At 62.7% G+C, this 26332-nt stretch carries 34 protein-coding genes; 12 read left to right on the top strand and 22 right to left on the bottom strand.

The genetic code is table 11. The features are described from left to right. Positions 1 to 12 precede the first annotated feature (12 nt). Positions 13 to 888, bottom strand: a complete 876-nt coding sequence (locus tag ACO08C_RS09970) for a tetratricopeptide repeat protein (protein WP_421785343.1) — start codon at positions 886 to 888, stop codon at positions 13 to 15. An 88-nt stretch (positions 889 to 976) separates the two neighbouring features. Beyond that, a complete protein-coding gene (locus tag ACO08C_RS09965; RefSeq protein ID WP_421785342.1) occupies positions 977 to 1147 on the bottom strand; it encodes a YdcH family protein in 171 nt (56 codons plus the stop codon). 92 nt (positions 1148 to 1239) lie between these two features. On the opposite strand from ACO08C_RS09965, the gene ACO08C_RS09960 reads away from it, so the two are divergent. From ACO08C_RS09960 to ACO08C_RS09950, 3 genes are all read left to right on the top strand, one after another. Further along, positions 1240 to 1842 carry a UbiX family flavin prenyltransferase gene (locus ACO08C_RS09960; protein ID WP_421785341.1) on the top strand — a complete coding sequence of 201 codons (603 nt, stop codon included), beginning with the start codon at positions 1240 to 1242 and terminating at the stop codon, positions 1840 to 1842. Continuing rightward, the gene (locus ACO08C_RS09955) at positions 1839 to 2297 is read left to right on the top strand and encodes a TIGR02444 family protein (RefSeq protein WP_421785339.1); all 459 of its coding nucleotides are present in this window, start codon (positions 1839 to 1841) and stop codon (positions 2295 to 2297) included. The genes ACO08C_RS09960 and ACO08C_RS09955 overlap by 4 nt, the downstream gene beginning before the upstream one ends. Positions 2298 to 2361: 64 nt before the next feature. Continuing rightward, complete coding sequence (locus ACO08C_RS09950; protein ID WP_421785338.1) at positions 2362 to 2577, top strand: YdcH family protein; 216 nt, start codon at positions 2362 to 2364, stop codon at positions 2575 to 2577. A 4-nt stretch (positions 2578 to 2581) separates the two neighbouring features. Here the strand turns inward: ACO08C_RS09950 and ACO08C_RS09945 are convergent, their stop codons facing one another. After that, entirely contained in the window at positions 2582 to 3319 is a 738-nt protein-coding gene (locus tag ACO08C_RS09945) for a GGDEF domain-containing protein (RefSeq protein WP_421785336.1), read from the bottom strand. Positions 3320 to 3505: 186 nt separating this feature from the next. On the opposite strand from ACO08C_RS09945, the gene purE reads away from it, so the two are divergent. The 3 genes from purE to ACO08C_RS09930 are packed head-to-tail and all read left to right on the top strand — an operon-like array spanning position 3506 to position 5871. Next, positions 3506 to 3964 (top strand): 5-(carboxyamino)imidazole ribonucleotide mutase, encoded by a 459-nt coding sequence (purE, locus tag ACO08C_RS09940; protein ID WP_421788701.1) that lies wholly within the window; start codon positions 3506 to 3508, stop codon positions 3962 to 3964. A 6-nt stretch (positions 3965 to 3970) separates the two neighbouring features. Beyond that, a complete protein-coding gene (locus tag ACO08C_RS09935) occupies positions 3971 to 5053 on the top strand; it encodes a 5-(carboxyamino)imidazole ribonucleotide synthase (RefSeq protein WP_421785334.1) in 1083 nt (360 codons plus the stop codon). A 35-nt stretch (positions 5054 to 5088) separates the two neighbouring features. Then, on the top strand, positions 5089 to 5871 hold the full coding sequence (locus ACO08C_RS09930) for a metallophosphoesterase (RefSeq protein ID WP_421785333.1): 783 nt from the start codon (positions 5089 to 5091) through the stop codon (positions 5869 to 5871). Here ACO08C_RS09930 and ACO08C_RS09925 read toward each other — a convergent pair. Then, positions 5868 to 6524 (bottom strand): COQ9 family protein, encoded by a 657-nt coding sequence (locus ACO08C_RS09925; protein WP_421785331.1) that lies wholly within the window; start codon positions 6522 to 6524, stop codon positions 5868 to 5870. The genes ACO08C_RS09930 and ACO08C_RS09925 overlap by 4 nt on opposite strands. Positions 6525 to 6639: 115 nt before the next feature. On the opposite strand from ACO08C_RS09925, the gene rpsU reads away from it, so the two are divergent. Then, positions 6640 to 6933, top strand: a complete 294-nt coding sequence (gene rpsU, locus ACO08C_RS09920) for a 30S ribosomal protein S21 (protein WP_421788699.1) — start codon at positions 6640 to 6642, stop codon at positions 6931 to 6933. Positions 6934 to 6999: 66 nt separating this feature from the next. On the opposite strand, the gene ACO08C_RS09915 is transcribed toward rpsU, so the two are convergent. The 3 genes from ACO08C_RS09915 to ACO08C_RS09905 form a co-directional block, all read right to left on the bottom strand. Next, on the bottom strand, positions 7000 to 8286 hold the full coding sequence (locus ACO08C_RS09915; RefSeq protein ID WP_421785329.1) for an ABC transporter permease: 1287 nt from the start codon (positions 8284 to 8286) through the stop codon (positions 7000 to 7002). Next, positions 8286 to 9218 (bottom strand): ABC transporter ATP-binding protein, encoded by a 933-nt coding sequence (locus tag ACO08C_RS09910; protein WP_421785327.1) that lies wholly within the window; start codon positions 9216 to 9218, stop codon positions 8286 to 8288. Before ACO08C_RS09910 ends, ACO08C_RS09915 begins: the two co-directional genes overlap by 1 nt. 85 nt (positions 9219 to 9303) lie before the next feature. Further along, entirely contained in the window at positions 9304 to 9798 is a 495-nt protein-coding gene (locus tag ACO08C_RS09905) for a DinB family protein (RefSeq protein ID WP_421785325.1), read from the bottom strand. 81 nt (positions 9799 to 9879) lie between these two features. Here ACO08C_RS09905 and ACO08C_RS09900 point away from each other — a divergent pair, with 81 nt between their 5' ends. After that, positions 9880 to 10455, top strand: a complete 576-nt coding sequence (locus ACO08C_RS09900) for a YceI family protein (RefSeq protein ID WP_421785323.1) — start codon at positions 9880 to 9882, stop codon at positions 10453 to 10455. Between the two features lie 31 nt (positions 10456 to 10486). Beyond that, positions 10487 to 10816: a TraR/DksA family transcriptional regulator gene (locus tag ACO08C_RS09895; RefSeq protein WP_421785321.1), complete on the top strand. Its 330-nt coding sequence runs from the start codon at positions 10487 to 10489 to the stop codon at positions 10814 to 10816. Here the strand turns inward: ACO08C_RS09895 and ACO08C_RS09890 are convergent. The 7 genes from ACO08C_RS09890 to thiE all read right to left on the bottom strand — a co-directional run bounded on the left by ACO08C_RS09890 (position 10813) and on the right by thiE (position 15762). After that, positions 10813 to 11433: a class I SAM-dependent methyltransferase gene (locus ACO08C_RS09890; protein WP_421785319.1), complete on the bottom strand. Its 621-nt coding sequence runs from the start codon at positions 11431 to 11433 to the stop codon at positions 10813 to 10815. The two genes, ACO08C_RS09895 and ACO08C_RS09890, sit on opposite strands and share 4 nt — an antisense overlap. A 9-nt stretch (positions 11434 to 11442) precedes the next feature. Beyond that, the gene (locus ACO08C_RS09885) at positions 11443 to 11727 is read right to left on the bottom strand and encodes a hypothetical protein (protein WP_421785318.1); all 285 of its coding nucleotides are present in this window, start codon (positions 11725 to 11727) and stop codon (positions 11443 to 11445) included. Between the two features lie 117 nt (positions 11728 to 11844). Next, on the bottom strand, positions 11845 to 12408 hold the full coding sequence (locus ACO08C_RS09880) for a DUF4269 domain-containing protein (protein WP_421785316.1): 564 nt from the start codon (positions 12406 to 12408) through the stop codon (positions 11845 to 11847). Between the two features lie 52 nt (positions 12409 to 12460). Beyond that, complete coding sequence (locus tag ACO08C_RS09875; protein ID WP_421785314.1) at positions 12461 to 13255, bottom strand: inositol monophosphatase family protein; 795 nt, start codon at positions 13253 to 13255, stop codon at positions 12461 to 12463. Between the two features lie 3 nt (positions 13256 to 13258). Further along, the gene (gene efp, locus ACO08C_RS09870) at positions 13259 to 13825 is read right to left on the bottom strand and encodes an elongation factor P (protein ID WP_421785312.1); all 567 of its coding nucleotides are present in this window, start codon (positions 13823 to 13825) and stop codon (positions 13259 to 13261) included. 131 nt (positions 13826 to 13956) lie between these two features. Further along, the gene (locus tag ACO08C_RS09865; protein WP_421785310.1) at positions 13957 to 15129 is read right to left on the bottom strand and encodes a tetratricopeptide repeat protein; all 1173 of its coding nucleotides are present in this window, start codon (positions 15127 to 15129) and stop codon (positions 13957 to 13959) included. A 12-nt stretch (positions 15130 to 15141) separates the two neighbouring features. Further along, a complete protein-coding gene (thiE, locus tag ACO08C_RS09860; RefSeq protein WP_421785309.1) occupies positions 15142 to 15762 on the bottom strand; it encodes a thiamine phosphate synthase in 621 nt (206 codons plus the stop codon). 130 nt (positions 15763 to 15892) lie between these two features. Between thiE and ACO08C_RS09855 the strand changes: the two genes are divergently transcribed. Beyond that, positions 15893 to 16297, top strand: coding sequence for a hypothetical protein (locus ACO08C_RS09855; protein ID WP_421785307.1), 405 nt, complete (start codon positions 15893 to 15895; stop codon positions 16295 to 16297). Here the strand turns inward: ACO08C_RS09855 and ACO08C_RS09850 are convergent. The 6 genes from ACO08C_RS09850 to rfbC form a co-directional block, all read right to left on the bottom strand. Next, entirely contained in the window at positions 16294 to 16590 is a 297-nt protein-coding gene (locus ACO08C_RS09850) for a hypothetical protein (protein ID WP_421785306.1), read from the bottom strand. The genes ACO08C_RS09855 and ACO08C_RS09850 overlap by 4 nt on opposite strands. A 55-nt stretch (positions 16591 to 16645) precedes the next feature. Further along, the gene (locus tag ACO08C_RS09845; RefSeq protein ID WP_421785304.1) at positions 16646 to 17674 is read right to left on the bottom strand and encodes a class I fructose-bisphosphate aldolase; all 1029 of its coding nucleotides are present in this window, start codon (positions 17672 to 17674) and stop codon (positions 16646 to 16648) included. 42 nt (positions 17675 to 17716) lie between these two features. Next, positions 17717 to 18907, bottom strand: a complete 1191-nt coding sequence (locus ACO08C_RS09840; RefSeq protein ID WP_421785302.1) for a phosphoglycerate kinase — start codon at positions 18905 to 18907, stop codon at positions 17717 to 17719. Between the two features lie 24 nt (positions 18908 to 18931). Next, positions 18932 to 19945 (bottom strand): type I glyceraldehyde-3-phosphate dehydrogenase, encoded by a 1014-nt coding sequence (gene gap / locus ACO08C_RS09835; protein WP_421785301.1) that lies wholly within the window; start codon positions 19943 to 19945, stop codon positions 18932 to 18934. A gap of 76 nt (positions 19946 to 20021) precedes the next feature. After that, the gene (gene rfbD, locus ACO08C_RS09830) at positions 20022 to 20891 is read right to left on the bottom strand and encodes a dTDP-4-dehydrorhamnose reductase (protein WP_421785300.1); all 870 of its coding nucleotides are present in this window, start codon (positions 20889 to 20891) and stop codon (positions 20022 to 20024) included. Then, positions 20888 to 21460: a dTDP-4-dehydrorhamnose 3,5-epimerase gene (gene rfbC / locus ACO08C_RS09825; RefSeq protein WP_421785299.1), complete on the bottom strand. Its 573-nt coding sequence runs from the start codon at positions 21458 to 21460 to the stop codon at positions 20888 to 20890. Before rfbC ends, rfbD begins: the two co-directional genes overlap by 4 nt. Positions 21461 to 21589: 129 nt before the next feature. Between rfbC and ACO08C_RS09820 the strand changes: the two genes are divergently transcribed. Next, the gene (locus ACO08C_RS09820; protein WP_421785297.1) at positions 21590 to 22795 is read left to right on the top strand and encodes an NAD-dependent epimerase/dehydratase family protein; all 1206 of its coding nucleotides are present in this window, start codon (positions 21590 to 21592) and stop codon (positions 22793 to 22795) included. Here the strand turns inward: ACO08C_RS09820 and ACO08C_RS09815 are convergent. Together ACO08C_RS09815 and argE are read right to left on the bottom strand one after the other, a co-directional pair. Further along, complete coding sequence (locus ACO08C_RS09815; RefSeq protein WP_421785295.1) at positions 22792 to 23478, bottom strand: hypothetical protein; 687 nt, start codon at positions 23476 to 23478, stop codon at positions 22792 to 22794. The genes ACO08C_RS09820 and ACO08C_RS09815 overlap by 4 nt on opposite strands. A 6-nt stretch (positions 23479 to 23484) precedes the next feature. Then, on the bottom strand, positions 23485 to 24648 hold the full coding sequence (gene argE / locus ACO08C_RS09810; protein WP_421785294.1) for an acetylornithine deacetylase: 1164 nt from the start codon (positions 24646 to 24648) through the stop codon (positions 23485 to 23487). 128 nt (positions 24649 to 24776) lie between these two features. On the opposite strand from argE, the gene ACO08C_RS09805 reads away from it, so the two are divergent. Then, positions 24777 to 26324, top strand: a complete 1548-nt coding sequence (locus tag ACO08C_RS09805; protein WP_421785292.1) for a pilus assembly protein TadG-related protein — start codon at positions 24777 to 24779, stop codon at positions 26322 to 26324. The last annotated feature ends 8 nt before the right edge of the window (positions 26325 to 26332 follow it).

Here is a 26332-nt window from a genome sequence, read left to right as displayed (position 1 = left end):
ACCGTCTCCTGATTACTCGGGGTCGACACGGGTACGCAGATAATCGTCTTCGATAACGGTCGAGCCGGGATAAAGCTCATAGGCCCGGGCATAAAGCTCCCGGGCTTCGTCCAGGCGGCCAACGCCTTCGAGTGCTGCGGCGCGCGAATGGATAATGGCGCCATTATCGGGTTCGGCCGCGACCGCCTGATCACAGAGCGGCAACGCAACCTCGTGCTGGCCGTCGACGATGAGCGCCCAGCACAGCGCGTTCAGGGCAAATCCGCTCTCCGGATCAATCTCGACGGCGCGGCGGGCATTATCGATCGCTTCTTCGTTCAGGCCGAATTCCAGGAGCGCTGCCGACAGATTGGTCCAGCCGCCCGCCCATTCCGGCTCGATCCGCGTGACCGTATCAAAGGCTGCGATCGCTTCAGCCTGCCGGCCAAGATCGCCATAGAGACTGCCCAGATTGAGCTGCGTCATGATATCATCCGGCAGTTGCCGCGCGGCGAACTCCAGATCCTCGAGCGCACCGTCGGTCTGACCGACCCAGCGCCGGGCAATACCGCGATTGCGCCTGACATAGGGGTTGTCGAACTGCACGCCCTGCGTTTCCGCGATCGCATAAGCCAGATTGAAAGCCTGCAGCGCCTCCTCGTACCGGTTCAGATAGAGATAGGCGCCACCCAGCCGGGTGTGGATGACCGCTTCTTCTTCTGGCTCCAGGTCGGCAGTGGTCAGGCAGTCTTCGAACGCTTCGATGGCCGCCTCTGAATCGCCCTCGGCCAGAGCGTCTTCGCCACGTTGGCAAAAATCCTCGGCGGCGCCGATTTCGGTTTCGGCGTCGGTCCGGTTGCAGGCCGCCAATGCGGTCAGAAGGCAAATCGCGATAAAAACGCGGTTCATGGAGGGCTCCGGATTATTCCCGGTGATCATGCAAGCAGGGCGGCCTTTCGCAAGGCCGCCCTACCGTAATGTCTTTCAACTTGCCGTGTCAGTGACTTCGTCGCAGCGTTTCTATCTGCTCCTTAAGTCGCAGCTTTTCCTTCTTGAGAGAGGCGATCTGAAGCGTATCTGATCCGGGGCGCTTGCTTTCGGCTTCGATGCGGTTGTCAAGTTCGTGATGCCGGGCGTCCAATTCACGGATGTGCGCTTCTATCGTCATAAGTCGCCTCCTTGCGTTAAATACAACGTGGACTTTGAATTCAAACACTGTTGCGGGAGCGAGTCACATCACATTTCTGGTCGGGGATAAGAATGGCTGAACGCCCGCGTATGATCGTTGGAATTTCCGGCGCTTCCGGTGTTATTTACGGCATTCGGGCGCTCGCCGCGCTACGCGATCTCGGTATTGAATCGCATCTTGTGGCCTCGAAAGCAGCAGAGATGACCCTTGGGTATGAAACCGGGCTGAAACCGGCGGATCTCAAGGCGATGGCGGATTATGCCTACAAGCCATCCGACATTGGTGCGTCGATCGCGTCGGGCTCGTTCAAGACGCTCGGCATGCTGGTCGCTCCCTGTTCCGTCCGGTCGATGTCCGAAATCGCCACCGGCGTGACCTCCGGTCTGATCAGCCGCGCCGCCGATGTCGTTCTGAAGGAACGGCGCCGGCTTGTCCTGATGGTGCGCGAAACGCCGTTCCACCTCGGGCATCTGCGAACCATGACGCAGCTCACCGAGATGGGCGCCATCATTCATCCGCCGCTGCCGGCCTTCTACGCCAATCCGGAATCGATTGCCGATCTGGTGGATCAGTCCGTGGGCCGCGCCCTCGATCTCTTCGGCCTGAATTGGAAGCCGACCCGGCGGTGGGGCGAAGATCTCTTGGGAGGGCGCCGCCCGGCCGCGAAACCATGAGTCACGCTTTCTGGAATTGGTCACTCGAAGCGTATGATCGGGCCGCGGTGCACGACTCCGTTCTGCGTCTGCAAGACCGGTATGGGCTGAATGTGAATGTCTGCCTGTGGTGCGCCTGGCTGGCGAGCGAGGGGCGATTGGCCGAACCATTGCTCGGCGAAGCGATGGAAAAGCTCACACCCTGGTGTCGGGAGATCACACAATCCATCCGCACAATACGCCGGCGTTTGAAGGATTTTCCGGACAGCGGCCGCCTCTATAAGTCGGTGCTGGCATGCGAGCTGGAAGCGGAAAAGGCAGAACAGGACATCCTGTTCGGAATCGCGTCGCAAGCGCCCGCAGCGCCGGCAACGCCCGAAACGGCCTTGCGCTCCCTGGAAGCCTATGCCCGCCTGGCTGGCGCAAGCGTCGATTTTGCCGGCTTTGTGAAAGCCGTTTTCCTGACGGGCAAATAGGTGTATGCAGTCGGCCTCGCGTCAGACGCGATAATGATTCCGTCAAAAGATCGAAAAGTGGCCCATGAGCGAAGACGAATTCCTCGAACAATCCACCATTCGGGCGAAGATCGACGAGCTGAAATTCCGCCACAGGTCATTGGATTCGGAAGTCCGGGCGCTTCAGGACACCGGTGTCAGCGACCAGTTGAAACTGGCTCGCCTCAAAAAAGAAAAACTGCGGCTCAAGGACCGGATTGCCGCGCTTGAAGACCGGCTGACTCCCGACATCATCGCTTGATGGTCTAGCCGTTGGCGGCCGCCTTGAGCTTCTGCTTGCGCGCATACATCGCCGCGTCGGCTTGCGCCATCGCCGCGTCGACCGTCACGCCGCCCTCGATCGGATGAACGCCCCATGCGGAGTCGATGCGAAGCGCGACCCCGTCATGATCGAAATCGGTTTCCCGGATCAGGGCCGCAAGCTCGGCGGCCTTGGTTTCAGCCTGGCTGACAGTGGTCAGCGTCAAAACGATGCCGAATTCATCGCCGCCGAGACGACCGACCGAATCGGTTTCGCGCAGATTGGCGGTCAACATGGTGGCCACATGATGCAGCGCCGCATCGCCTGCCGCATGTCCATGCGAATCGTTCAGGTCCTTGAAACCGTTCAGATCGAAATAGACCAGCGCAGACGGCGCATGATGGCGTTCGGCAAGGGCCTGGGCGCGGGAGACTTCGCGGACAAAGGCGCGGCGGTTCAATACTGGCAGCAGCACGTCGTGATCGGCCAGCGATTCAAGCTCCCGGACGCGCTTGCGCAGGCGCTCCGTGTCCTTGCGGAGCTGGTCGACTTCGCCCATCAGGGTCAGCAGCGCCCGTTGCACATTCGGCGTCAGCTCATTTTCCGGAACGCCCATGATCTGGGCCGCGTCTCTGGGGGCAGCCGAAGCGGCCACCGATCCGGCCGAAGACCCGGCGGCACTCTGGCTCGCCTCCCCGGTCGAGCGGAGCTTGTTGAGCGCATCAAAGGGACGAATTCTCATGACACCGGACCTGGCGAGATAAATCCTGCCCTGAGCTTCGCCGGGTCCAGTTAAGAAAGTCTCAAGGTTAATTTCCCCGGCACCGGCTTTTCCTTGACGTTAGGCCGCTTCCCGGTATGTTCCCGCGCTTCCCGCGAGCCGAGGAGGCTTACCGTGAGCGCCAGCGCGCCCCGCATTGCCATTATCATGGGATCCCGCTCGGACTGGCCGACCTTGAAAGCGGCCGCCGATCTGCTCGACCAACTCGGCGCTGATTATGATGCCCGGGTGATCTCCGCCCACCGCACCCCCGACCGCATGGCCGATTTCGCGAAGTCGGCAAAGGACAACGGTTTTCAGGTGATTATCGCCGGCGCCGGCGGTGCCGCCCACCTGCCCGGAATGGTGGCCGCGATGACCTCCCTGCCCGTGCTGGGTGTCCCGGTGGAATCGAAGGCATTGCAGGGCATGGACAGCTTGTTGTCGATCGTTCAGATGCCCGGCGGCGTGCCGGTCGGAACGCTCGCGATCGGCAAGCCCGGCGCCAAGAATGCCGCGCTCCTCGCGGCGTCGATCGTCGCCCTGTCCGATACGGCGCTGGCCACGAGATTGGCAGACTGGCGCCAGGCCCAGACCGATTCTGTTCCCGACACCGTGGAAGACTGACATCGCATGACGCAACCGCTCGCGCCCGGATCCGTGATCGGCATTTTCGGCGGCGGTCAGCTCGGCCGCATGCTGGCCATGGCGGGAGCCGGGCTCGGCTTTGACATTCACGTCTACGATCCGGACCGGGACTGTCCGGCCGGACGTGTCGCCACCCGCATCTGTGCTGCACCTTGGGATGATATGGGGGCCGTACAGAGCTTTGCCGCCCGCTGTGATGCCGTCACGTTTGAATGGGAGAATGTTCCAGCAGCAGCGCTCGATGCCGCACAAAGCCGCACCCCCGTTCGGCCGGGCCGCAAATCGCTCGAACTGACTCAGGACCGGCTGACGGAAAAAACCTTCATTCGTGACGCGGGGGGCGGGACGGTCGAATTTGCCGAGGTCGGATCTCTGGCGGAACTCGAGACGGCCGTTGAAAAAATCGGCCGGCCCTGCATCCTGAAAACACGCCGTTTCGGCTATGACGGCAAGGGCCAGGCCGTGATCCGTGATGAAACCGACCTCGCCGCGGCATGGGCGGAGATTGGCGAAAACCCCGCGATTCTCGAAGCCTTTGCGCCTTTCCAGCGCGAACTGTCGATCGTCGCGGCGCGCACACTGACAGGCGAAGTTGCCGCCTATCCGCTGGCCGAGAACGACCACTCTGGCGGTATTTTACGCGTGTCGAAAGCGCCGGCGCTTGTTTCCCCCGGACTCCAGTCGCAGGCGTTGGACATTGCGACCGCCATCGGCAATGGCATGGAACATGTCGGCGTCTTCGCAGTGGAGCTGTTTGACGTTGACGGCGGGCTGGTCGTCAACGAGATCGCACCGCGTGTGCACAATTCCGGTCACTGGACGATGGATGCCTGCGCCTGCAGCCAGTTCGAACAGCATGTCCGCGCCGTCGCAGGCTGGCCGCTCGGCCCCTGCAGCCCGCATTCAGCCTGCGAAATGATCAATCTGATCGGCGAGGATGTCGTACCCTGGCGAGCGCTGGCAGCTGATTACAGCGCGCGCCTGCATCTTTATGGCAAACGCACGGTCCGCCCGGGCCGGAAAATGGGCCATATCAACCGGATTTCCCCGCTCCCACGCCAATCCTGACTTGCACTCTCCGGCTCCGCCGTTATGCGGAACACATGATCCACGACGAACCCCTTGTCTGGAAGTCGGAAACCGGCCCCTTCGACATTATCGGGGACGTCCATGGCTGCGCCCGCGAGCTTGAGAAGCTCCTCGGCAAGCTGGGCTATGAGGTTAAGACCCGCGGACCGCGCGGCAAGCGCAATACCTCGCTCACGCACCCGGACAAGCGCAAGATCGTCTTTGTGGGTGACCTCGTCGACCGCGGTCCGGCCTCGATGGATGTGGTGCGCCTCGCCATGGAAGCGGAGAAGGCCGGTATCGCGCGCTGCGTCATCGGCAATCATGACGACAAATTCCTGCGCTGGCTGAAGGGCCGCGACGTGCGCATTAGTCCCAGCCTCAAAACGAGCGTGCAGGAGGCCAAAAAGGAAAAGGCCAAATTCCTCGAACTGGTCCGCGACTATCTCGACAGCCTGCCGAGTCACCTCGTGCTGGATAACGGGCGGTTGATAGTCGCCCATGCCGGCCTGCCGGAACGTTATCACGGCATCGAGAACCGCACCTCCCGCGCGCTGGCCATGTATGGCGAAACCACCGGCCAGACCGATGATCTCGGCTTTCCCATCCGCCTCGACTGGGCCCGTAATTACCGGGGCGAAGCCACGGTCGTGCACGGGCATGTTGCCGATCGAAAGGTCCGCAAGCGCAACAATGTATGGAGCCTCGACACCGGCTGCGTTTATGGCGGCAAGCTGACCGCTTTGCGATGGCCCGAGCAGGAATTGGTTCAGGTAAAGGCCAAGCGCGACTGGTTTCCCAATCCGCGCTGGACCTAGACGCGTCGCCGCGGATAGCGCAGGCGCGCCAGGACGCGGGCCGGGTCAGGCAGGTCGGCCGTCAGCTTTCGCCAGCCGGCCTTCGCTTTCTCGAACTCCATGACATTCCCGATGCGCCGGTCGAGAAACGCCTTGGCGTTCGCCTTGTCCCGGCTTTCATCGTTCAGCCAGGCCGACAGGCTGGACACATAGACGGCCGACAGGATCGTCCGCTTCGAATACCAGTTGAAATCGGTCGATGGATCGTTCAGCGCGCCCCAGATCCGATCCGATGTCTGCCAGACCAGCGCGGCGCCGAGCGTGCCCGCATCGTGCAGCAAAAGCCTCGCCCTTGCGCGGCGGGCTGCTTCTTCATGACGGCCAATGGCCTCCAACCGTGCTTGAACGGCTAAGGTCACGCGTTCGCGGATCTTCATCGCGCCGAGATCGCGGTCCCCAAGACGTGCCAGCATGGCGTGATCCAGCCGGTTCGACCAATGCGCAATCAGGTCCAGCACGCCACGCGGAGCCGCCAGCCGCAGCGCATCATCCGTCAGTCCGGCCGCCACTGCCGCGTCGGCCAGCACCGCATCTGTCCAGCCGTCGAAGGCCGCCATTGGAAGCGCCGCGTCGAGCAGACGATCGAAGGCGGATGGGGTCGATTTTCGAGCCATGAAGCCTATCTAGAGCATAGCCTGCACCGCGTCGATGCGCATTGCGTCACAGGCGTTAAGGGGTGTGGACAGGCTGCTTTAGCTCTGCTAATAGCCGCGCCTCTCGGCAAGAGGCCTGCGGTCGCCACGAATCTGTGCGGCTGCGCAACAGATTGGTACAGACACAGGAGAGTGGACCATCGTCCAGATCATCGTGCGCGAGAACAATGTGGAGCAAGCGCTCCGCGCGCTGAAAAAGAAGATGCAGCGGGAAGGGACTTTCCGCGAAATGAAGCGTCGCAATCACTTCGAGAAGCCCTCGGAGAAGCGCGCGCGCCAGAAGGCCGAGGCGATCCGCCGGGCCCGCAAGCTGGCCCGCAAGCGCGCACAGCGCGAAGGTCTCATCGGTGGCAAGGGTGCCCGCCGGTAGGATACCGCAAGCCCAAGCCGAACGGGTTTAAAGACAAACGCCGCGCTGCCATCAGCGCGGCGTTTTCTATTGCGCGGCCGATTTCTTGCGGCTGAACAGCTTTTTCACCGACGACGCATTCGCACGGCCCAGCGCCCCCTGCCGGAAGACCATCGAGGCCAGAAGGATCACGACACCTGCCGTGACAAGCATGGCAATCGTCGTGGCAATGATCTCGATCGTGGCCGGATCGGTCTGCAGGCGCGCCATCATCAGGAAAGGCGTCCAGAACGGCACCCAGGATGCATATTGCAAGAGCAGTGAATCCGGATTCTCGATGGTCACGAAGATGATGAAGAAGGGGATCATCATCATCAGCATGATAGGGCTCATCAGGGACTGTGCTTCCTGCAGCGTGTCGCACAGCGAACCGATGGCCAGATACACCGTACCGAACATCAGATAGCCGACGACGAAATAGCCTAGCGCCGGAAAGATCAGGCCGGGATCGAAGACCGCATTGAGGATCTGAACCAGCGTGTCATTGCCCGCGGCCAGGACCGCCTGAACGCCGAAAGCCCCGCCGGATCCCATCACACCCCAGGCCAGCAGCAACGTCGCCGAGACCGCCGCGAGGCCAGCCAGCTTGCCGATGAGGACTTGATCAAATCGCGCAGTGGCCAACAGCGTATCGAGGATCTTGTTGCCCTTCTCCTCGATCATCGCGGTGAGCAGCATGTTGGTCACCGAGAAGATGATGATCCACAGACCGATCGCAAACCCGATCCCGACGATAATCGGCACCCGGTCGGCAAAACCGACTTCCGCGGTATCGCCCTCCCGTTCCGGGTTCAACGATCGCGCCCGCGGGTCGATGGCATTGATCTCCTCGAGTACCTCCTGCGGGATGCCCAGCTCTTCCAGCCGCTCGCTGCGCAGCCAGTCCTGCAGCGAGTCCTCGGCCGTTTCACGCAACGTGCCCGTCGTCAGATTGGTACTCCAATACTCGATGACGGTATCGGCCTTCTCATCGACCGCGAATATGATCGCCGCGAACAAGGGATGCGTTTCACCGTCGACCTCGATCGACTGTTCGCCCAGCAGGTACGGCCTCAAACCGTCAATATCGCCGGCCGGCGCTTCCACCGGAACGAAGCGATCCCGGTCCACGCTCTCCTCGATGACCCGGTCGAAGCCCTGACCGGTATTATCCAATACGGTAAAATGCCGCGTTGGCTGAGAGGTCTCGGCCAGGATCGGGATCAGAATACCGACGCCCATGAAGAGTGGCACGGACAACAGCGATAACCAGAAGCCCCAGGTCGCGACATAGGACAGGTATTCGCGCCGGGCCATGAGATAGATTGCACGCATCACGCGGTCTCCCGGCTGGAATTCTGGACGAGCTCGACAAACACGTCGTGCAGATGAGCGCGCATCGGTTCAAACCGGGCCAGCCGCACGCCGGCCTCGACACACGCTTTCAAGACATCCTGGGCGTCCTTGCCGGCCGCCAGCTCAACCGTCCATCCCTGCAATCCGTCCGGCGCTTCCCCGCGGGATACATCGCCGGTGTTTGCCAGAATCTGTGCCAGATCGTGGTCGCTGGACGCTTCAATGATCACGCGCCGGGGGACCTGTGACAGCGCCTCGGGCACCGATCCGTCAAAGACTTTGCGGCCTTTGGAGATCAGCACGATCTGGTCGCAGAGCCGCTCAGCATGCTCCATGACATGGGTCGAGAACAGGATCGTTTTGCCGCGGCGCGCTTCGTCGCGAATCATGTCCTCGAGCATTTTCTGGTTCACCGGGTCGAGCCCGGAAAACGGCTCGTCGAGGATGATGAACTCCGGATCATGGGCGAGCGTTGCAATGATCTGGACTTTCTGGGCCATCCCCTTCGACATTTCCTTGATCTTCTTCTTGGCGTCGCCGCCCAGACCGAACCGCTCCAACCCGTCGCGCGCCGCCTTGCGGGCCGCCGCCATCGACATGCCTTTCATGCGGCCGAAGAAAATGATGACATCCTCGGCCTTCATCTTCTTGTAGATGCCCCGTTCTTCGGGAAGAAAGCCCACCCGCTCCAGAACAGTGGCACCGGGCGCCTTGCCGAACAGGCGCGTCCGGCCGGCATCGGGACGGATGATTCCCAGCGCCATGCGCAAAGACGTCGACTTGCCGGCGCCATTGGGTCCGAGGAAGCCGGTGATTTGGCCGCGGCCGACCTGCATGTCGAATTCGGCCACAGCAGTCTGGCCGGAATAGCGCTTGGTGACGCCTTCCAGCGATAAAATCGTTTCCGTCATGACTGTCCCTGCTGACCCACTAAGCGCTCAAACTAGGCGGGCAACCTGCCAAAGACCACAGGGATGATCTGTCGCGGAATCTCCCCTACGCCGCGGGAAGCATGAAATACAAAAGATCCAGCGGGGGCGGATCGACGCCCTCCGCGGACAGCATGTGGTGGACCTGGCCACGATGATGCGTCTGGTGATTGAAGACGTGGCTTAGGATCGAGTGGCGCGGCAATTGATGGGGCGTTCCGGCCATGTTGGAATAATTCACGATCGCCGGAAAATCGGCGTCTGCCAGCCCGGCAACATGGTCTCCGATCCGCTTATCCATGGCCCGCCGCGCATCCGTCAGTTCGTCGAGCGTGTCGAATGGCAGCTCGGCCAGATCCTTCGGGTCCGGCCCTTCGCCCGTAAGGCGCCGCATCCAGATCCGGTCAGCGGTCAGGATATGAGTCAATGTACCGAAAATGCTCTGGAAATACGCACCAACATCCGCCTTCAGCCGGTCTTCGGGAAGGCCGGCTGCGGCGGCATACAAGCGGTCGTTGGCCCAGCCATTATAGGCGGCCATCCGCTCGAAGTGTTCACGCATCCGTGCTCATTCCTTCCAAAGCGTCATTTGCGGGACCGATAGCTCGCGCGCAAACTTCAGGCGGATAAAGGGGAGAATAGCATGTTTCGCACCTTTTTTGTATCCGCGGCCCTTATAACGGCGTCCACGCCCGCCCTCGCCCAGGATCGCTACGAGATCGATCCGGCCCACACCCAGGCGGTGTTTTCGGTCGATCGCTTCGGCTTCACCACGATCTTTGGCAGCTTCATGGACTCCGGCGGCACCATCACCATTAATGCCGGGGATCTGGCCAATTCGTCGGTTTCGGCCTTCGTCGAAACCGGCTCCGTCTTTGTCGGCCATCCCGTCCGGGACGAGCATGTCGCGGGCGCCTTCTGGCTGAACGCCGAGGCCCATCCGCAGTTGGAGTTCGTCTCAACCCGCGTCGATCAGACCGGCGACACGACGGCAGAGGTCACCGGCAATCTGACCCTCTGGGGCGAGACCCGGGAGGTGACCTTCAATGTCGAACTCAATCGTCAGGGCGTGGATCCGGCCACCCAGCGCCAGGCCGTGGGGTTTACCGTCACAGGCACCATTGACCGCACCGAATGGGGCCATGAGACCGCCGCGGCGATTGTCGGCACTGAGGTCGGCATCCGCATCGAGACGCTGGCACACCTCGTCGAAGAGTAGCGCCGCGCACGCCGGCTGCTAGGCTATCCGGATGGTGATCGATCCGGACAAGGCCCGCGCCCGCTTGGCGGCGCTGAAGGATGAGTTGCTGGCGCTGTCCTCGGGCAGCGGCGACGATCGCAAGCCCGTGGAACTGGACCAGCAATCGGTTGGCCGCCTGTCGCGCCAGGACAGTCTGCAGGTCCAGGCGATGGCCAAGGCGGCAGACGCCCGCCGGGCTATGGAAATCCGCCGCATCGACGCCGCGCTCAAGCGCATCGAGGACGAAGAATACGGCTGGTGTGTCGAATGCGGTGAGGCCATCGCCGAGAAACGCCTCGAGACCGATCCGGCGGCGCCCCGATGCGCGGACTGCGCCTAGGACGCCTTGGCGGCGCCGATATAATCGTAGGCCACGATTTTTGGTGTCTTCGGCATGTATTCGGCCGTCAGTTTTTCGAACCGGAAACCGTTGTGTTCAACCAGCTTGTCGATCGGGCGGGACAGGTGACACCCGCCGGCGAACACCTTCCACACCGGTTCGAGGCGCTGCTGCCATTTCAGGACGCCGGCATCCGGTGCCGCGCCGTGTTCGCAGATCAGCAAACGCCCGCCGGGCTTGAGAATGCGCCGGATTTCGCTCATCGCCCCGGGAACATCGCCAAGCGAACACATCGTATAGGTCAGCACCACCGTATCCGCGCTGGCGCTGTCGAGGGGCAGCTCCTCCGCAAGGCCGTCGAGCAGCCTGACATCGAGCGCGCTTTGCGCCATCGCGCGGGCCGCCTTCTTGCGCAGCCCGGCATTCGGTTCGATGCCGATCACGGTGCGGACTTTCTGCGGGTCATAAAGGCCGAGATTCGGCGCCGCGCCCATGCCGATCTCGACAACCACGCCCTCGGCGTCCGGCACAATCTTGGCCCGCTGCTTCATGATCGGGCTTAGCTTGCACGAGGTATCAATCAGGTTCGGGAGGATAAACCGGTTGTAGATCGCCATCCCGTTTGACTACTCCACCCCGGGAAAGCTCTCAACGAATTCGATCTTGATGTCGGGAAAGCTGTCCACGAAGCGGATCGTGAAATCCGGAAACGACTCGACAAACTCCCATTCCCCGCAATCGTCCGGGAAGCTCTCAACGACCTTCACGCGAAGGTCGGGAAAACTCTCGACGGCCTGAACGTCGATATCGGCGAAGCTGTCGACGATCTGGACTTCGCCGTAAAGCGGAATGCCGTTCCAGGTGCAATCGTCGGCAATCTCGGCATCCGCCAGCAGGATCATTTCAAGCATGGCACGGTCCTCCCCGATTGCGACGAAGGCACAGTCACGCTGAACGGGGCATGAAACACACCGATCCCCCGGTACACGGCAGGTATTTTCGGAATCCAAGGTCGGAAAGGCGTTTGATCAGGCAATTCCGGCAGCGGCGACTACCGCTTCAAGGCGGTTATCCGGGCTCGCTGCGAGTTGGAGCAACACATCGACGGGATCGCCGGCAAGCCGCAGCGATGCCGCGAATGCGGCTTCTGTTTTCATTCCAGCAATCTTGTGGGCACGCACGCGGTCTCGCAACGCATCGCCTCCAACCGCCAGCAATCGCGCTTCAACCTTCCAGAGACGATAGCTTTGGTGCTCCGATACCGGACAGGATTGCGCGAAGATATCCGCGGCATGCCCGCCAATTATGAAATGCCCGATAACCGAAGGCCGGCCGAGATAGACATTCTCGGTCACCTCCACCAGCTCCACATTCGCCAGCGCTTTCAGGGCGCTCGCAAAGGCGGTCAGGTCCGGCGCGCCACAACAAATATCGATATCGGATGCCGCGTGATGGACGTCCAGTGGGACCGATCCGACGATGTGCGGATCGAATGGAGCCAGCTGCCGGAATATGCCGGCTTCGCCGAGGGCTTCGAGAATTTGACGGCGCGATGCAAAGGATGTGAAGCGGATCGGCGGGGTCGCGGCCATGACGGCCGCATACGCCACCTCCTGCGAACTTTCAATCGACCCGAGCTAAGAACTAGGCGGCGGCCTTCAGCTTCTCGGAGAGCTGGTGGCAGATCGATTCATTGCCCGCCAGAATATTGCCGGTCGCCAGCGGATCGCCGGCACCGTCGGCCTCCACATGGTAGCCGCCGGCTTCGCGCACCATGATGATTCCCGCAGCAATGTCCCAGGGTTTGAGATCGCGTTCCCAGAAACCGTCGAACCGGCCGGCCGCCGTCCACGCCAAATCCAGCGACGCCGCTCCGTAGCGGCGGACGCCGGCAACGTTCGGCATGATCTGGTGCAGCTCTTTCAGGAAACGCGCATGCCCGCGCTTGCCGAAGAAGGGCGTGCCGGTCGCGATCACGCAGTCCATCAGCTCCTTGCGGCCGGAGACGCGCAGGCGCCGCTCATCGAGCCAGGCGCCATAACCCTTTTCCGCGTGGAACATGTCGCCGGTCACGGGATTGTAGATCACCCCGGCGACGATCTCGCCCATCCGCTCCAGCGCGATCGAGATCGCGAAATGCGGCTGGCTGTGCAGGAAGTTCAGCGTCCCGTCGAGCGGATCGACGATCCAGCGATGGGTCTTGTCCGTGCCCTCGACAACGCCGCGCTCCTCCATCAGGAAGCCATAGCCCGGTCGCGCCGCGCTCAAGGCTTCGAACAGCGTGTCCTCGGCCTTGCGGTCGGCGGCGGTCACGAAGTCCGCTGGACCCTTGCGCGAGACCTGAAGATGTTCGACTTCGCCGAAATCGCGCGCCAGCCCGCGGCCCGCCTTGCGGGCCGCGTTCTGCATCACTTCCATGAGGGCGGTAACGCGTCCCATCCTCTAGTCAGCCCGCTTTTGATAGCTGCCGTCTTCGGTCGAGATGATCACCCGCTCGCCGACGCCAACAAAGGGCGGCACCGAGGTGCGAACGCCGTTCGACAGTACCGCCGGCTTGTAGGAGTTCGCCGCGGTCTGACCTTTCACCACCGGCTCGGTATCGGCGATTTCCAGCTCGACGAATTGCGGCAGGGTGAGCCCGATCGGCTTGTCTTCGTAGAATTCGACCATGACCATCATGCCGTCCGTCAGATAGGCGGCGGTATCCTCGCCGATGAAGTCCATCTGCAGCTCGATCTGATCATAAGTCTCGGTGTTCATGAAGGTCGCCATCGTGTCGTCCTTGAACAGGAACTGGAAATCCTTCTGCTCAAGCCGCACGCGCTCGACCTTGTCGGCGGCGCGGAAGCGTTCGTTCAGCTTGCGCCCGTCGAGAATGTTCTTCATTTCCACCTGGGCGAACGCGCCGCCCTTGCCGGGCTTCACGGCCTCGGCTTTCACCACGGTCCAGAGCGTGTCCTGGTGCTGCAGCACCATGCCCGGCTTTACTTCATTCCCGTTGATTTTCATGGACGGCAATCCTGTCGGCTGTCTTCACGATGTGAGCCGGCCCCCGCGCATGGCAGGGGCCGGTCAATTCGCGCGCGTCCTATCAGGATGCCGTGCGGGCGGCAAGCGCTGTTGCCGTGCCGGTGCGGTCTCTAGCGCGCGCGGTAAGCCGCGATCTGGGCGCGGACCTGTTCGGTCTCGGACGCCGTCAGATCGTTCTCCAGCGCGGCCTGCAGGCGGTCGCGATCGACATTGTGAGACAACGCGCCGTCCATTTCGTATTCCGCCATCAGCGTCCAGTAATAGGCCCGCACCAGATCCCGCTCGACGCCATAGCCGCCTGCCAGCGCGACGGCGTAGAGAAAGCGCGATTCCGCGTCACCGCCGACCGCTCCCTGGGCAAACCATTCGACCGCCGACACCGTGTCCGGTTCCCGGCCATTCCAGCCATTGAGCAGCATAAGACCATACTGACCCATCGCGGGGGCAAAGCCCGCCTCGGCCGACTGGCGGATATAGTCGAACGCCGCTTCAGGATCCGCTTCACCGCCCTCGCCATTGGCAAGCATCAGCCCGGCCTGCAGCGCTGCTTCGGCATGATTGGCGTTGGCCGCCGCGACATACCATTGCCGCGCCGCCGCCGGCTCCTGCGGACCGCCCTCCCAGCTGTCATACATCTGGGCGAGCTGGAACATCGCCTCGACATCGCCCTGGCTGGCAGCGCGTTCCGCCCATTCGATCGCCAGCGGCGCATCCTGCGGCACGGGCGAAGCCTTCAGCACCAGCGCATAGGCCAGCATGGCCGGCACATGACCGGCCTGCGCAGCGCGCAGGAAAAACCCGCGCGCTTCGGCGCGTGCCAGCCCGGCGCGATCCTCTTGTGCCATACGGCCAAGCCGGTAATTACCCACCGGTTCGCCCTGGCTGGCCGCCCGGCGATACCAGCGCGCGGCAGTCACATCGCTGGCGTCGGCGATCTGCGCCTCCTCATGCATCAGCCCGGCCAGCGTTGCTGCCTGTGAATGCCCGGCCGCCGCCGCGGTCCGCGCCAGCGTCAGTGCGGTTTCAAAGTCGCCCGTCGCATAGGCAAGCTGCGCGCGGTCGAACAGATCGTCGATATCCGTGTCGTTGGTGGGAATCTCGGAGTCGGGAATATCATCCAGCGCCAGCGCATCATTCTGCGCCTCGGCATCAATCAGATCGAGATCGCGCAGGATGGGCGCAGGCGCCGCGTCCACGGCAGAATCGGCTTGTTCGGGATCGGCGTCCTGGGCCCAGGCCATGGCGGGCAGCAACAACAGGACAGCCATCAGACGATAGGCCATCATCACCTCGTTTTACTCGCCCCGCATCAATGCGTTGAACGCTATAACGGCCGCTGCCGGCCCGTCCACATGCGACCACACACCCGAGGACACGGCCAGGAAATCCGCACCGGCCTCGATCAGCGGCGCGGCATTTTCGACCGTGATCCCGCCAATCGCCACGCACGGGATTTCGAACAGTTGCGACCACCAGTCGAGGATATCCGGATCGGCCTGCGTGGGCGGTGTCTTGGTCCGGGTTGGATAAAAGGCGCCGAAGGCCACATAGTCAGCTCCGGCTTCCCCGGCCTGCATGGCCAGGTGCCGGCTGTTGTGACAGGTCACGCCCAGCATGCGCTTGGGCCCGATCGCGGCGCGCGCCTGCTTTGCCGGCACATCGCCCTGCCCGACATGCACGCCATCGCAACCCAGCGCGACGGCCAGTTCGGGATCGTCATTCAGAATGACCGCCACACCGCGGTCCTGCGCCGCCTTGATCAGCGGAGGGGCGAGTTGCTTGATCTCATCTGGGGTGTGATCTTTCAGCCGGATTTGCAAAGCGGCGACGTCACCGGCGTCGAGCGCGGCGATCAGCGTCTCGGCGAAACCGGCCTCAATGCGCGGCGGCGTAAGAAGATAAAGCTGGCAAGTCATGTTTGCGCCATAGCCGTTTCGGAGCGTCCGCGAAAGCCTCGTGGGAATCCGCTCGCGCGTCACGAGAAAATGTTTGCAATGAGGACTTTAGCGGTCCTAATTTCGCCACCGGGTGGGGAGGACAACAGAAATGATGCGTATTCTCAACATGCTGATCCTGGGTGGATTGGCGATCTGGGCCGCGTCTTATTTTCTGATCGGTTCGGCGTCCGGCGCCGGCACATCGACCACGCTTCCGATGCATGAACGCGCCGCTTTTGCGGAAAATGCCTGTGCGGCCGCCTGGCAAGCCATTCCCGGCTTTGGCCCGGTCACGGCACAAGGCGCGGATGTGCGTGAGGATTATGACGAGGTCTATGCCTGCACGGGTATTGTGCCGCAGGCCGGTCCGGTTCTGCTGGTCGCGCGCTATGCCGGCGGTCCGCGGGAAGCCGCGGTGAGCTATCGGATCGACGCGCTCTGCGACGCGACCGGCAAGTCGCTGCTGGAAGGCGGCGGCCGCATGCCGGAAGCCTGTGCGCGCAGCGAAGCCTAGAGATCCTCGATAATATTGACGCCCTCTTCGCCGCGCGACTCCCAGAAGAAGCGTTCGACGATACGGATACCGCCGTCCGCGCGGCGTTCCAGCTCGCAATTCGACTGCCCGCCATCGAGATGACCGTCCGTGTCGCATTGGCAGTAGCGAAAGGCGAAGGCCGAACCGTCCACCCGGCCGACCAGATAACCATGCACGATCTTGCCGCCAGAATACCGGGCGGTCACCCAGTCATCCGATTGTGAGAATTCGAAGACCGTATCGGCGTTCACGACACCGTTCTCGGCCGTCACCGACGCATGCATGCGGTGACCGTCGAGATTGAAACGGGTTTGGTCCCGGCCCAGCCTAGCCTTCTTTCTCGAGATCAGCGGACCACTCGCCCTTGGCGGCGAGACCGTTCATCCGCGCACGGTGGTTAAAGGCTTTCTGGCCGGCTTCGACATCGGATCCGCCCCACGCCTTCAGCGGGGCGGCTTGCAGGGCGCGCCCGTAGGAGAAGGTCAGCGGCCAGGGAAGGTCATAAGCGGCATTCATCGCGTTGAGGTGCGCCGTCGCTTCTTCGTCCGACTGGCCACCCGACAGGAAGGCGATGCCCGGCACGGCGGCCGGTACGCAATTGGCGAGGCATTGCACCGTCATGTCGGCAACTTCCTCGACGCTGGCCTGATCGGGGCACTTCTTGCCGGCAATGATCATGTTGGGTTTGAGAATGGTGCCTTCGAGCTCGACACCCTGGTCGTAAAGCGCCTTGTAGAGCGCTTTGAGCCCGTATTCCGTCACCTCATAGCAGCGCTCGATTCCGTGATCGCCATCCATCAGCACTTCCGGCTCGACGATCGGCACGATGCCGGCTTCCTGGCACAGCGCCGCATAGCGGGCGAGCGCGTGCATGTTCACATCGATGCAATAGGGCGAGGGAATGGAGTCATCGCCTTCGCGGCCGATATCGATCACCGCGCGCCATTTGGCAAAGCGGGCGCCGATTTCGTGATACTCGTTGAGGCGATCGCGAAGCCGGTCGAGGCCTTCGGTGACCTTCTCGCCCGGGGCGCCGGCGAGGTCCTTCGCACCGGTATCGACCTTGATGCCCGGAACCGCGCCGGACGCGGCGATCAGCTCAACCAGCGGCGTGCCGTCGGCGGCATTCTGGCGCAACGTCTCATCATACAGGATGACGCCGGAGATATGGTCATTCATCGCCGGCTGGGTACGGAACAGCATCTCGCGCCAGTCGCGGCGCTTGTCCTCGGTGGATTGCAGCTTGATGGAATCGAAGCGCTTCTTGATCGTACCGGTGGATTCATCCGCCGCCAGAATGCCCTGCCCGTGCGCCACCATGCGATTGGCAATGTCGTTGAGTTGTTCGAGATCCATCTTGTCGTCCCCAGCAGATCTGATGTGCGAAAAAACCTAGCCTCAATCCGTGACCGCTGCCACGCCGGGCAGTATCTGGCCTTCCATCCATTCCAGGAAGGCCCCGCCCGCCGTGGAAATGAAAGTGAAATCGCTCGCCACGCCGGCCACATTGAGCGCCGCGACCGTATCGCCGCCGCCGGCGACCGCAATCAGCTTGCCCTCCCGGCAGCGTTCGGCCGCATAGCGCGCGGCTTCCACTGTCGAGGTTTCGAAGGGCGGTGTCTCGAACGCGCCAAGCGGGCCGTTCCAGATCAGCGTCTTGCTGGCATCAATCGCATCGGCCAGAGCGTCCACGGATTGCGGTCCGGCATCCAGCGCCATCATGCCGCCCGGAATGGCATCGGCCGGCACGGTCCGGGTCTCGGGATTGGGCGCGAACTCGGCCGCACAGACGAGGTCCTGCGGCAGGATCAGCTCGCATCCATGGGTACGGGCGGCTTCCATGATGCGGTGCGCCGTATCGGTGAAATCCCGCTCGACGAGGCTTTTCCCGACCTCATGGCCCTGCGCCAGGAGGAAGGTGTTCGCCATCGCGCCGCCGACAAACAGCGTGTCGACCTTAGAAACCAGGTTTTCAAGGAGCGCGATCTTGGTCGAGACCTTGGCGCCACCGACAAGGGCGATCACCGGGCGCTTCGGATCGGTGAGGGCTTGGCCGAGATGGTCGAGCTCCCGCTGCAACGACAGCCCGGCATAGGCCGGAAGATATTCCGCCACCCCGGCCGTCGAGGCATGGGCCCGGTGGGCGGCGGAGAAGGCGTCATTGACATAGACATCGCCGAGCGCGGCGAGCGCTTTGGCGAAAGCATCGTCATTGGCTTCTTCGCCGGCATGGAACCGGGTGTTTTCCAGCAGCAGAATATCGCCCGGCTTGAGCGTTTCAGCCGCAGATTCGGCTTTCGGGCCGATGCAGTCTTCGGCGAATTCGACCGGTGCGGCCAGCAGATCGGCCAGCGCCGGTGCCACCGGCGCCAGCGAAGCCTCGGCTACGCGCTGGCCCTTGGGCCGGCCGAAATGCGCCAGCAGGATCACCATTGCACCCGCGGATTTCAGATGGCTGATCGTCGGCAGCGCGGCCATCAGGCGTGTCGCGTCGGTGATCACCCCGTCCTTCATCGGCACGTTGAAATCAACGCGGACCAGGACCCGCTTGCGGTGAACATCGGCCTCTTCGATGCGGCGCAATCCCATGCTCGGCTCCTGCCCGTGATTGATCTAGAGAAACTTGCCCATCGCGGCGGCCGTGTCGATCATCCGGCAGGCAAAACCCCACTCATTGTCATACCAGGTCATGACCCGCGCCAGGCGCTCGTCGATCACCTTGATCTTGTCGACCGCCACGATCGAGGAGCGGCTGTCATGATTGTAGTCAATCGACACCAGCGGGATGTCGTCATAGCCGAGAATGCCCTTCATCGGGCCGTCGGCTGCGGCCTTGATCGCCGCCGTCAGTTCTTCGGCCGAGGTCGCCTTGCCGGGCGTGAAGACGAGATCGATCAGCGACACGTTCGGCGTCGGCACGCGCACCGCGGCGCCGTCCAGCTTGCCCTCGAGTTCCGGCAGCACCAGGCCGACGGCCTTCGCCGCGCCGGTCGAGGTCGGCACCATCGACATCGCGGCCGCGCGGGCGCGGTGCAAATCCTTGTGGTTCCGGTCGAGCGTCGGCTGGTCGCCCGTATAGGCGTGGATCGTCGTCATGTGGCCGCGCTCGATGCCGACCGCATCGTTGAGCACCTTGGCGACCGGGGCGAGCCCGTTGGTCGTGCAGGACGCGTTCGAGACCACCAGATCATCGGCGGTCAGCGTGTCGTGATTGACGCCGTAGACGATCGTCTTGTCGGCATTCTTGGCCGGTGCCGAGCACAACACCTTCTTCGCGCCGGAAGATTCGATGTGCGCCATCGCGGCGTCCTTGGAATTGAACTTGCCGGTGCATTCCAACACCAGGTCGACGCCCAGATCGCCCCAGGGCAGTTGCGAGGGGTCGCGGTTGGAGACTTTCTGTATCTTGCCGAAGCCGGCATCGATCCAGTCATCGCCGACCTTGATCGTGCCCGGATACCGGCCATGCACGCTGTCATAGGTCAGAAGGTGCGCATTGGTTTCCGGCGTGGAGCTGTCATTGATCGCGACGACCTCGACCTCATCCCAGCGCTTCTCCTCGAGAACAGCGCGCAGCGCCAGGCGGCCGATGCGGCCAAATCCCGTGATGGCGACCCGAACAGCCATGCCAAACTCCTTGTTGATCCGGACGGAAGCGGGCACCGGAGCCCCGCTGAATTGAGAGTCGCGCGCCGTTTAGCGCCTAAGACGCGCGGCGTCCACCGAGCCCCATCATTTCAAGGCATCTGGTCAGCGACTCGCGCCAGTCCGGCAATGCGATTCCATACACCTCTCTTGCCCGGGTCAGATCGAGCCGTGTATCGCCAGGCCGCCGCGCCGCGGTCGGCCAGTCGCTTGTGCGGATACCGGTGACCGGCGTGGTCAGGCCCGCCCCTGAAATCGCTGCTTCGGCGAGATCGCGCCAGCTCGCTTCGCCGCTATTGGCGACATGCAGCAGACCGCCCTCCGCGCCAGCCTGCAACTGCCCTGCGAGATCGATCAGCGCGTCGGCCAGGGCATGTGCCTCGGTCGGCCGGCCGAACTGGTCTTCCACCACGTTGAGTGCATCTTTCTCCGCCGCCAGCCGCAACATGGACCGCACAAAATTATGTCCTTCCGGCGCATAGACCCAGGAGGTCCGCACCACCAGCGCGCTGGGATGCGCGGCCAGCACGGCGGCTTCGCCATCCGCCTTGGTCTGGCCGTAGACATTCAGCGGCGCGGTCTCATCGGCTTCCGAATACGGCGCACCGCCCAGGCCGTTGAACACGTAATCCGTCGAAATATGGACGAAGGGCAGGCGGCGCGCGGCTGCCGCCCGCGCCAAGGCGGCCGGCCCGGTCTCGTTGAGCGCGCGCGCCGCCGCGATCTCGGTCTCCGCCTTGTCGACCGCTGTGTAAGCCGCGGCGTTGATGATCGCATCGGGTGCGACCTGACCGATCAGATCCGCCAACCCGGTCGGGTGCGAGAGGTCAACCTGCGGCCGCCCGGCGCGGATCACCTCGTGCGCGCCGGCCTGTGCGGCCAGGGCGCGGGCCACCTGACCCGAAGCGCCGATGACCAGGATCCTCATGTGCCGTACTCGAACAGGACCGGCAGATCGGCGAGTTTCGGTGCCGCCTTGTCCTTTTCCGACAGAATCGCGGCGCTCGTGTCGAACGGCCAGTCAATGCCGATCGCCGGATCATTCCAGAGCATGACGCCATCATGTTCGGCCGAATAGGGATTATCGACCTTGTAGGCGATCTCGCTGTCCGGCTGCAGCGTGACGAAACCGTGCGCGAAGCCGCGCGGAACCCAGAGCTGCCGCCCGCTTTCGGCCGTCAGTTTCACGCCCGCCCAATGCCCGAAGGTCGGCGAACCGTGCCGGATATCGACGATGGCATCGAAAATCGCGCCGCGCGGGCAACGCACCAGCTTGGCCTGTGCGAAGGGCGGCGCCTGGAAATGCAGGCCGCGCACTGTCCCGGGTGTCTTCGAGCGCGACGCATTATCCTGCACAAACACCGTCTCGATGCCCGCCTGCGCGCGAAACCGGTCCGCATTCCAGGTTTCCTCGAACCAGCCGCGATCGTCACCGAAGCGGTGCGGCGGGATCAGAAAGACATCGTTAAACGGGCCAAGGCGCTCGACGGGGGCCAATTTCGCTCTCCAGATCGCGTCGTTTGCGTTATCCTACCTGCGTCATATTTACAGCAAAGCCTTGTCATCAGGCTTTCGGCTTGCAAAAAGGCCTGCCAAATTACTTCCGAACAAATCCAGGTGTGAACAATGAAGGTGATCGTACTCGGCGGCGACGGATTTTGCGGTTGGCCCACAGCCCTCCATCTGTCCAATCTCGGCCATGAGGTCGTGATTGTCGACAATCTGTCGCGGCGCAAGATCGATGTCGAACTGGAAGTCGACAGCCTGACGCCGATTCAGCCCATGAGCGTGCGCCTGGCCGCCTGGAAGGAAGTCTCCGGCAAGGACATGCGCTTCGTCGATCTCAATGTCGGCAAGGATTATCAGGAACTGCTCAATCTCATCAATGAGGAACGCCCGGACGCCATCGTGCATTTCGCCGAACAACGCGCCGCGCCCTATTCGATGAAAACCGCACGTCACAAGCGCTATACGGTGGACAACAATCTCAACGCCACCAATGACGTGCTCGCTGCCATCGTCGAGTCCGGCCTGGATATCCACCTCGTCCATCTCGGCACGATGGGCGTCTACGGTTATGGAACGGCCGGCATGAAGATCCCGGAAGGCTATCTGCGCGTCACCGTCGACACGCCGCAAGGGCCGGTTCAGCAGGACATTCTCTACCCGGCCAACCCCGGCTCTATCTATCACATGACGAAGACGCAGGACGCGCTCTTCTTCCATTTCTACAACAAGAATGACGGGCTCAAGATCACCGATCTCCACCAAGGGATTGTCTGGGGCACCCAGACCGACGAGACCCGCAAGGACGAACGGCTGATCAACCGCTTCGATTATGACGGCGATTACGGCACCGTTCTTAATCGCTTCCTGATGCAGGCCGCGATCGGGCACCCGCTGACGGTGCACGGCACTGGCGGTCAGACCCGCGCCTTCATCCACATCCAGGACACCGTGCGCTGCATTGAGCTGGCCCTGAAAAACCGGCCCAAGCCGGGTGATCGCGTTCATATCATGAACCAGATGACCGAGACCCACAGGGTGCGCGAGCTGGCCGACCTCATCTCGCAGATGACGGGCGTCGAGATCGCCAACTTGCCGAACCCGCGCAACGAGGCCGACGAAAACGATCTGCATGTCGAGAACGAGACCTTCCTGTCGCTCGGCCTGGATCCGATCACGCTCGAAGCCGGCCTCCTGGAAGAGGTCACCGAGATCGCCAAGAAATATGCCGATCGCTGCGACCGCACCAAGGTGGTGTCCGTGTCCTACTGGAACCGTGACCGCGAGGCCGCCCAGAAGGATGCCAAGCTGAAGGCGGTGTCCTAAAACGCACCCCGGTTCGGCCAGCCCGGATCGGTCGGGCTGCCGTGGCCCCGCTCGGGATAGCAAAAAGCCGTCGCGGCTTCGATCTGCTCTCGACCGGGCGACAGACCGCAGAACGCTGCCAATTGCGCGACGAATAATGCCGGCCGCACCAGCGCCTTTTCATAGCTGACCATGGCCGCGGGTTGCGTGGTTTGCGCGAGATAGGCCCGGCAGCGTTCATAGAGTTTCAGCGTGTCCTCAAGCGCATCGAAGAGCGGACGCTCCGTCAGCATGTGAACGCGTTGCGCGGCCGCCTGCGGATCGCGGAAGACAGCCATCAGGCGCGGTGCCGGGAGGTCCGCCTCAACCTGCGGCGCGTAAAAGGCGCCATGCGGGTCCTTCCAACCCCAAGCTTCCGAATTCTCTGCGCGTTGCGCAATCACCGGTCGCATCCGCTCCAGCGCCGCCGCCAAAGCCTTGCCCTCCGCATCGGCGAGTTCGCCCACCGGGCCACGCGCCTCCTGGATATCCAGATCCTCGTTGTTTCCGTGACCTTGGCGCCTTCCCATGTCGACGCCCAACAGGCTCAGCGCCCCGGCCACCATGGAGGTGCCGCCGCGCGGCGCCCCGAACACGAAAATGCCGCGTCCCGGCGTGGCCGGAGCGGCATTGATCGTGAGCAGCGGTTCGGATCGCTCGTACATTGGCAATCAATCCATCAGATGGGCGGGCAGCTTGCCGAGAAAATCCAGACAGGCTTCCAGCTGGGAAATATCGACGAACTCGTCCGGCTTGTGCGCTTGCTCGATATAGCCGGGACCGCAGACTACGGTTGACAATCCGGCGCTCTGGAATTGGCCGGCCTCGGTGCCGAAAGACACGAAACGGCGGGCATTGTCGCCGGTCAACTGCCGCGCCAGCTCCTCGGCCGGGCTGTTGATCTCGGGACGCAGCGGCGGCGCATCGGACCGCTGGATCACCTCGACGCGCGCAGCCGGCGCATGGCGGCGCATTTGTACCTCGATGTCGACCGCGCGCTGTCGCAGCGTGTCACCAACGGCGCGCGCATCATCCCAGGGCGCCGGCCGCATCAGACTCTCAAACCAGGCATGGCGGGCAAGAATGTTCGCCGCCGTGCCACCGCCCATTTGACCGATCGTGATCGTGCCATAGGGCGGATCGAACGGGCTGTCGTCCGGCGCCGCAGCACGCCAGCGATCCGCACACTCGGCAAGATGTTGCATCAGCGGCACGGCATGCGTGACGGCACACGCTCCGTCTTCCACCTTGGAGGAATGGGCTTCCAGCCCCTCAATCTCGACCCGCACCGAATAGAGCCCCTTGTGGCCGGTCACCACACCCATCCCGGTCGGCTCGCCGATGATCGCGATCCGCGGCTGCGGACCCGACGCGGTCATTTCACGGATCATGTCCGGCGCACCGAGGCAGCCGACTTCCTCGTCATAGGAAAAGGCAAAATGCACCGGCCGCTTGAGATCCTGCTTCGCGTAATTCTTCGCCATCACCAGCGCACAGGCGATGAAACCCTTCATGTCACACGTGCCGCGGCCATAGAGGCGGCCATCCTGTTCGGTCATCACGAAGGGGTCGGTTGACCAGTCCTGACCGTCAACCGGCACGACATCGGTATGACCCGACAGGACCACACCGCCATCGGCTTCCGGTCCAAGAATGGCGTGCAGATTGGCCTTTGTACCGGTCTCATCGGCCGTCCTGACGCAGCGCGCGCCCAGCACCGTCAAACGCTGTTCGAGATAGCCGATGAGCCGCAAATTGCTGTTACGCGACACGGTTTCGAGCGCGATGAGATCGGCCAGACAGGCTTTGACGTCGTTCAGATGCGGATGGGTCACACGGCGGGCTCCGGATTCTGGCTTTTCCCTAGCCCGGCATTTACCGCCGGGAAACCCTCCTCTTCCACGCGTTTTTAAGAGGTTTCAGGCACATTCCGCGCAGAAATGGTGAATGAAGACCTGAAGAGATGAAGAAAATTCTCGACAATCTGATGCGCTTCCTGACGGCCCGGGGCGGCAATGTCGCTACGGTGTTCGCGCTGGCGCTTGTCCCCATTTCCGTTATGGGCGGTGGCGCTGTCGACTTCGCGCAAGCGATGAACGCGCGCGGCCGTCTCGCCGAAGCCCTTGATGCCGCCGCGCTCGCGGTCGGTTCCCAGACCAACCTGTCGGTCCGCGACGCCGAAGCGCTCGCGATGAGTTACATCACGGCCAACTACCCCGCCGACGAGATCGGTAATGTCCACTCGGTCACCGTCTCGCTGGACGACGAGAACGGCATCGTCACCGTGACCGGCCAGTCGCGGATCGATACGACCCTGCTCGCCATTATGGGCATGGAATACATCAATGTGGATTGGACGTCCGAGGTTCAGCGCGCGCAGCAAAATCTCGAACTGGTCATGGTGCTCGACAATACCGGATCGATGCGCGGTTCGAAAATCGCCTCGCTGCGCGATTCCGCCGAACTTTTGACCGATATTCTCTACACCGGGGCCCAGGAAGACGACGATGTCCGCATCGGTCTGGTTCCGTTCGCAGCCACGGTGAATGTCGGACGCACATTCCAGCGTGTCTGGTGGCTCGATCCGAACGCCGAAAGCCCGCTTCATGCGCAATGGGCGGGTGGTGCCCAGGAAGTCCGGACGTGCCGCGGCCGCGGCCGGCGCCGTACCTGCACGACCGAAACCGTCACGCCGAACACCTGGGACATGTTCGACAGCCTGCGCAATGAGCGCTGGGATGGCTGCGTCGAGGCGCGTGCTGTTCCGCTCGACATTGAGGATGTCGCACCGGCGCGCAATGATCCCGAGACGCTCTTCCTGCCATTCTTCGCACCGGACGAGCCCGATATTTCCAATTTCCGGAACAGCTATTTGAGGGACGGCGTCGGCGGCGGCATCCTGCAACGTCTCGCCGACCTGTCGAAATACAACAATGGCCGTCCGCGCAATGGCGGACCCAATGACGGCTGCACCACCACCCCGGTGACACCGATGACCAGCGATCGCCGCAGCGTCGAGAATGCAATTTCCGCCATGGGAGCTAGCGGCAATACTAATATCCCGAACGGAATCGCCTGGGGCATCCGGCTATTGTCGCCGCAAGAGCCCTTCACGGAGGGCGTGGCCTATGGCGATCGCAGCACCATAAAAGCGATGGTGATTCTCACTGACGGTCAGAATGTCCTTAGCGGGCACAACTCGTCGCTGATGTCCCGATACAATGCCTACGGCTACATCGCCCACGGCCGTTTGGGCGTGCGGACCTCGTCCAGCCGTCGCCTGTCGCAGGCGCTCGACGAACGCACGGCGGCGGCCTGCGCCTATGCGCGCGAACAGGGGATCCGCGTCTACACGATCACCTTCCAGGTTTCCGACTCCGGCACGCGCGATATGATGCGCGAGTGCGCCTCGCATCCAAGCTTGTATTTCGATAGCCCGTCCAATGCCGCGCTGCGCAATACGTTCGAGGTGATTGCCGGCGACCTCTCCAACCTTCGCATTTCGCGCTAAATCGCGCC

The sequence above is a fragment of the Hyphobacterium sp. genome, from assembly GCF_965229905.1.
Taxonomy (GTDB): Bacteria; Pseudomonadota; Alphaproteobacteria; order Caulobacterales; family Maricaulaceae; genus Hyphobacterium.
Note: the sequence above shows the minus strand (reverse complement) of the source record. Positions and strands in the feature narration are given on the sequence as shown.

Bases quoted from the DNA above. Each gene is read 5' to 3' on its own strand.
- efp (WP_421785312.1), bottom strand. From the start codon at position 13,825: ATGAAAATCAACGGGAATGAAGTAAAGCCGGGCATGGTGCTGCAGCAC.
- ACO08C_RS09875 (WP_421785314.1), bottom strand. From the start codon at position 13,255: ATGGGACGCGTTACCGCCCTCATGGAAGTGATGCAGAACGCGGCCCGC.
- ACO08C_RS09965 (WP_421785342.1), bottom strand. From the start codon at position 1,147: ATGACGATAGAAGCGCACATCCGTGAATTGGACGCCCGGCATCACGAA.
- ACO08C_RS09960 (WP_421785341.1), top strand. From the start codon at position 1,240: ATGGCTGAACGCCCGCGTATGATCGTTGGAATTTCCGGCGCTTCCGGT.
- ACO08C_RS09900 (WP_421785323.1), top strand. From the start codon at position 9,880: ATGTTTCGCACCTTTTTTGTATCCGCGGCCCTTATAACGGCGTCCACG.
- ACO08C_RS09905 (WP_421785325.1), bottom strand. From the start codon at position 9,798: ATGCGTGAACACTTCGAGCGGATGGCCGCCTATAATGGCTGGGCCAAC.
- ACO08C_RS09910 (WP_421785327.1), bottom strand. From the start codon at position 9,218: ATGACGGAAACGATTTTATCGCTGGAAGGCGTCACCAAGCGCTATTCC.
- ACO08C_RS09890 (WP_421785319.1), bottom strand. From the start codon at position 11,433: ATGGCGATCTACAACCGGTTTATCCTCCCGAACCTGATTGATACCTCG.
- ACO08C_RS09865 (WP_421785310.1), bottom strand. From the start codon at position 15,129: ATGGCCTATCGTCTGATGGCTGTCCTGTTGTTGCTGCCCGCCATGGCC.
- ACO08C_RS09950 (WP_421785338.1), top strand. From the start codon at position 2,362: ATGAGCGAAGACGAATTCCTCGAACAATCCACCATTCGGGCGAAGATC.
- ACO08C_RS09845 (WP_421785304.1), bottom strand. From the start codon at position 17,674: ATGGATCTCGAACAACTCAACGACATTGCCAATCGCATGGTGGCGCAC.
- purE (WP_421788701.1), top strand. From the start codon at position 3,506: ATGGGATCCCGCTCGGACTGGCCGACCTTGAAAGCGGCCGCCGATCTG.
- ACO08C_RS09880 (WP_421785316.1), bottom strand. From the start codon at position 12,408: ATGGCCGCGACCCCGCCGATCCGCTTCACATCCTTTGCATCGCGCCGT.
- thiE (WP_421785309.1), bottom strand. From the start codon at position 15,762: ATGACTTGCCAGCTTTATCTTCTTACGCCGCCGCGCATTGAGGCCGGT.
- ACO08C_RS09945 (WP_421785336.1), bottom strand. From the start codon at position 3,319: ATGAGAATTCGTCCCTTTGATGCGCTCAACAAGCTCCGCTCGACCGGG.
- ACO08C_RS09805 (WP_421785292.1), top strand. From the start codon at position 24,777: ATGAAGAAAATTCTCGACAATCTGATGCGCTTCCTGACGGCCCGGGGC.
- ACO08C_RS09925 (WP_421785331.1), bottom strand. From the start codon at position 6,524: ATGGCTCGAAAATCGACCCCATCCGCCTTCGATCGTCTGCTCGACGCG.
- ACO08C_RS09855 (WP_421785307.1), top strand. From the start codon at position 15,893: ATGATGCGTATTCTCAACATGCTGATCCTGGGTGGATTGGCGATCTGG.
- rfbD (WP_421785300.1), bottom strand. From the start codon at position 20,891: ATGAGGATCCTGGTCATCGGCGCTTCGGGTCAGGTGGCCCGCGCCCTG.
- ACO08C_RS09895 (WP_421785321.1), top strand. From the start codon at position 10,487: ATGGTGATCGATCCGGACAAGGCCCGCGCCCGCTTGGCGGCGCTGAAG.
- gap (WP_421785301.1), bottom strand. From the start codon at position 19,945: ATGGCTGTTCGGGTCGCCATCACGGGATTTGGCCGCATCGGCCGCCTG.
- ACO08C_RS09930 (WP_421785333.1), top strand. From the start codon at position 5,089: ATGATCCACGACGAACCCCTTGTCTGGAAGTCGGAAACCGGCCCCTTC.
- ACO08C_RS09935 (WP_421785334.1), top strand. From the start codon at position 3,971: ATGACGCAACCGCTCGCGCCCGGATCCGTGATCGGCATTTTCGGCGGC.
- ACO08C_RS09840 (WP_421785302.1), bottom strand. From the start codon at position 18,907: ATGGGATTGCGCCGCATCGAAGAGGCCGATGTTCACCGCAAGCGGGTC.
- ACO08C_RS09885 (WP_421785318.1), bottom strand. From the start codon at position 11,727: ATGCTTGAAATGATCCTGCTGGCGGATGCCGAGATTGCCGACGATTGC.
- ACO08C_RS09955 (WP_421785339.1), top strand. From the start codon at position 1,839: ATGAGTCACGCTTTCTGGAATTGGTCACTCGAAGCGTATGATCGGGCC.
- ACO08C_RS09970 (WP_421785343.1), bottom strand. From the start codon at position 888: ATGAACCGCGTTTTTATCGCGATTTGCCTTCTGACCGCATTGGCGGCC.
- ACO08C_RS09915 (WP_421785329.1), bottom strand. From the start codon at position 8,286: ATGCGTGCAATCTATCTCATGGCCCGGCGCGAATACCTGTCCTATGTC.
- ACO08C_RS09815 (WP_421785295.1), bottom strand. From the start codon at position 23,478: ATGTACGAGCGATCCGAACCGCTGCTCACGATCAATGCCGCTCCGGCC.
- ACO08C_RS09820 (WP_421785297.1), top strand. From the start codon at position 21,590: ATGAAGGTGATCGTACTCGGCGGCGACGGATTTTGCGGTTGGCCCACA.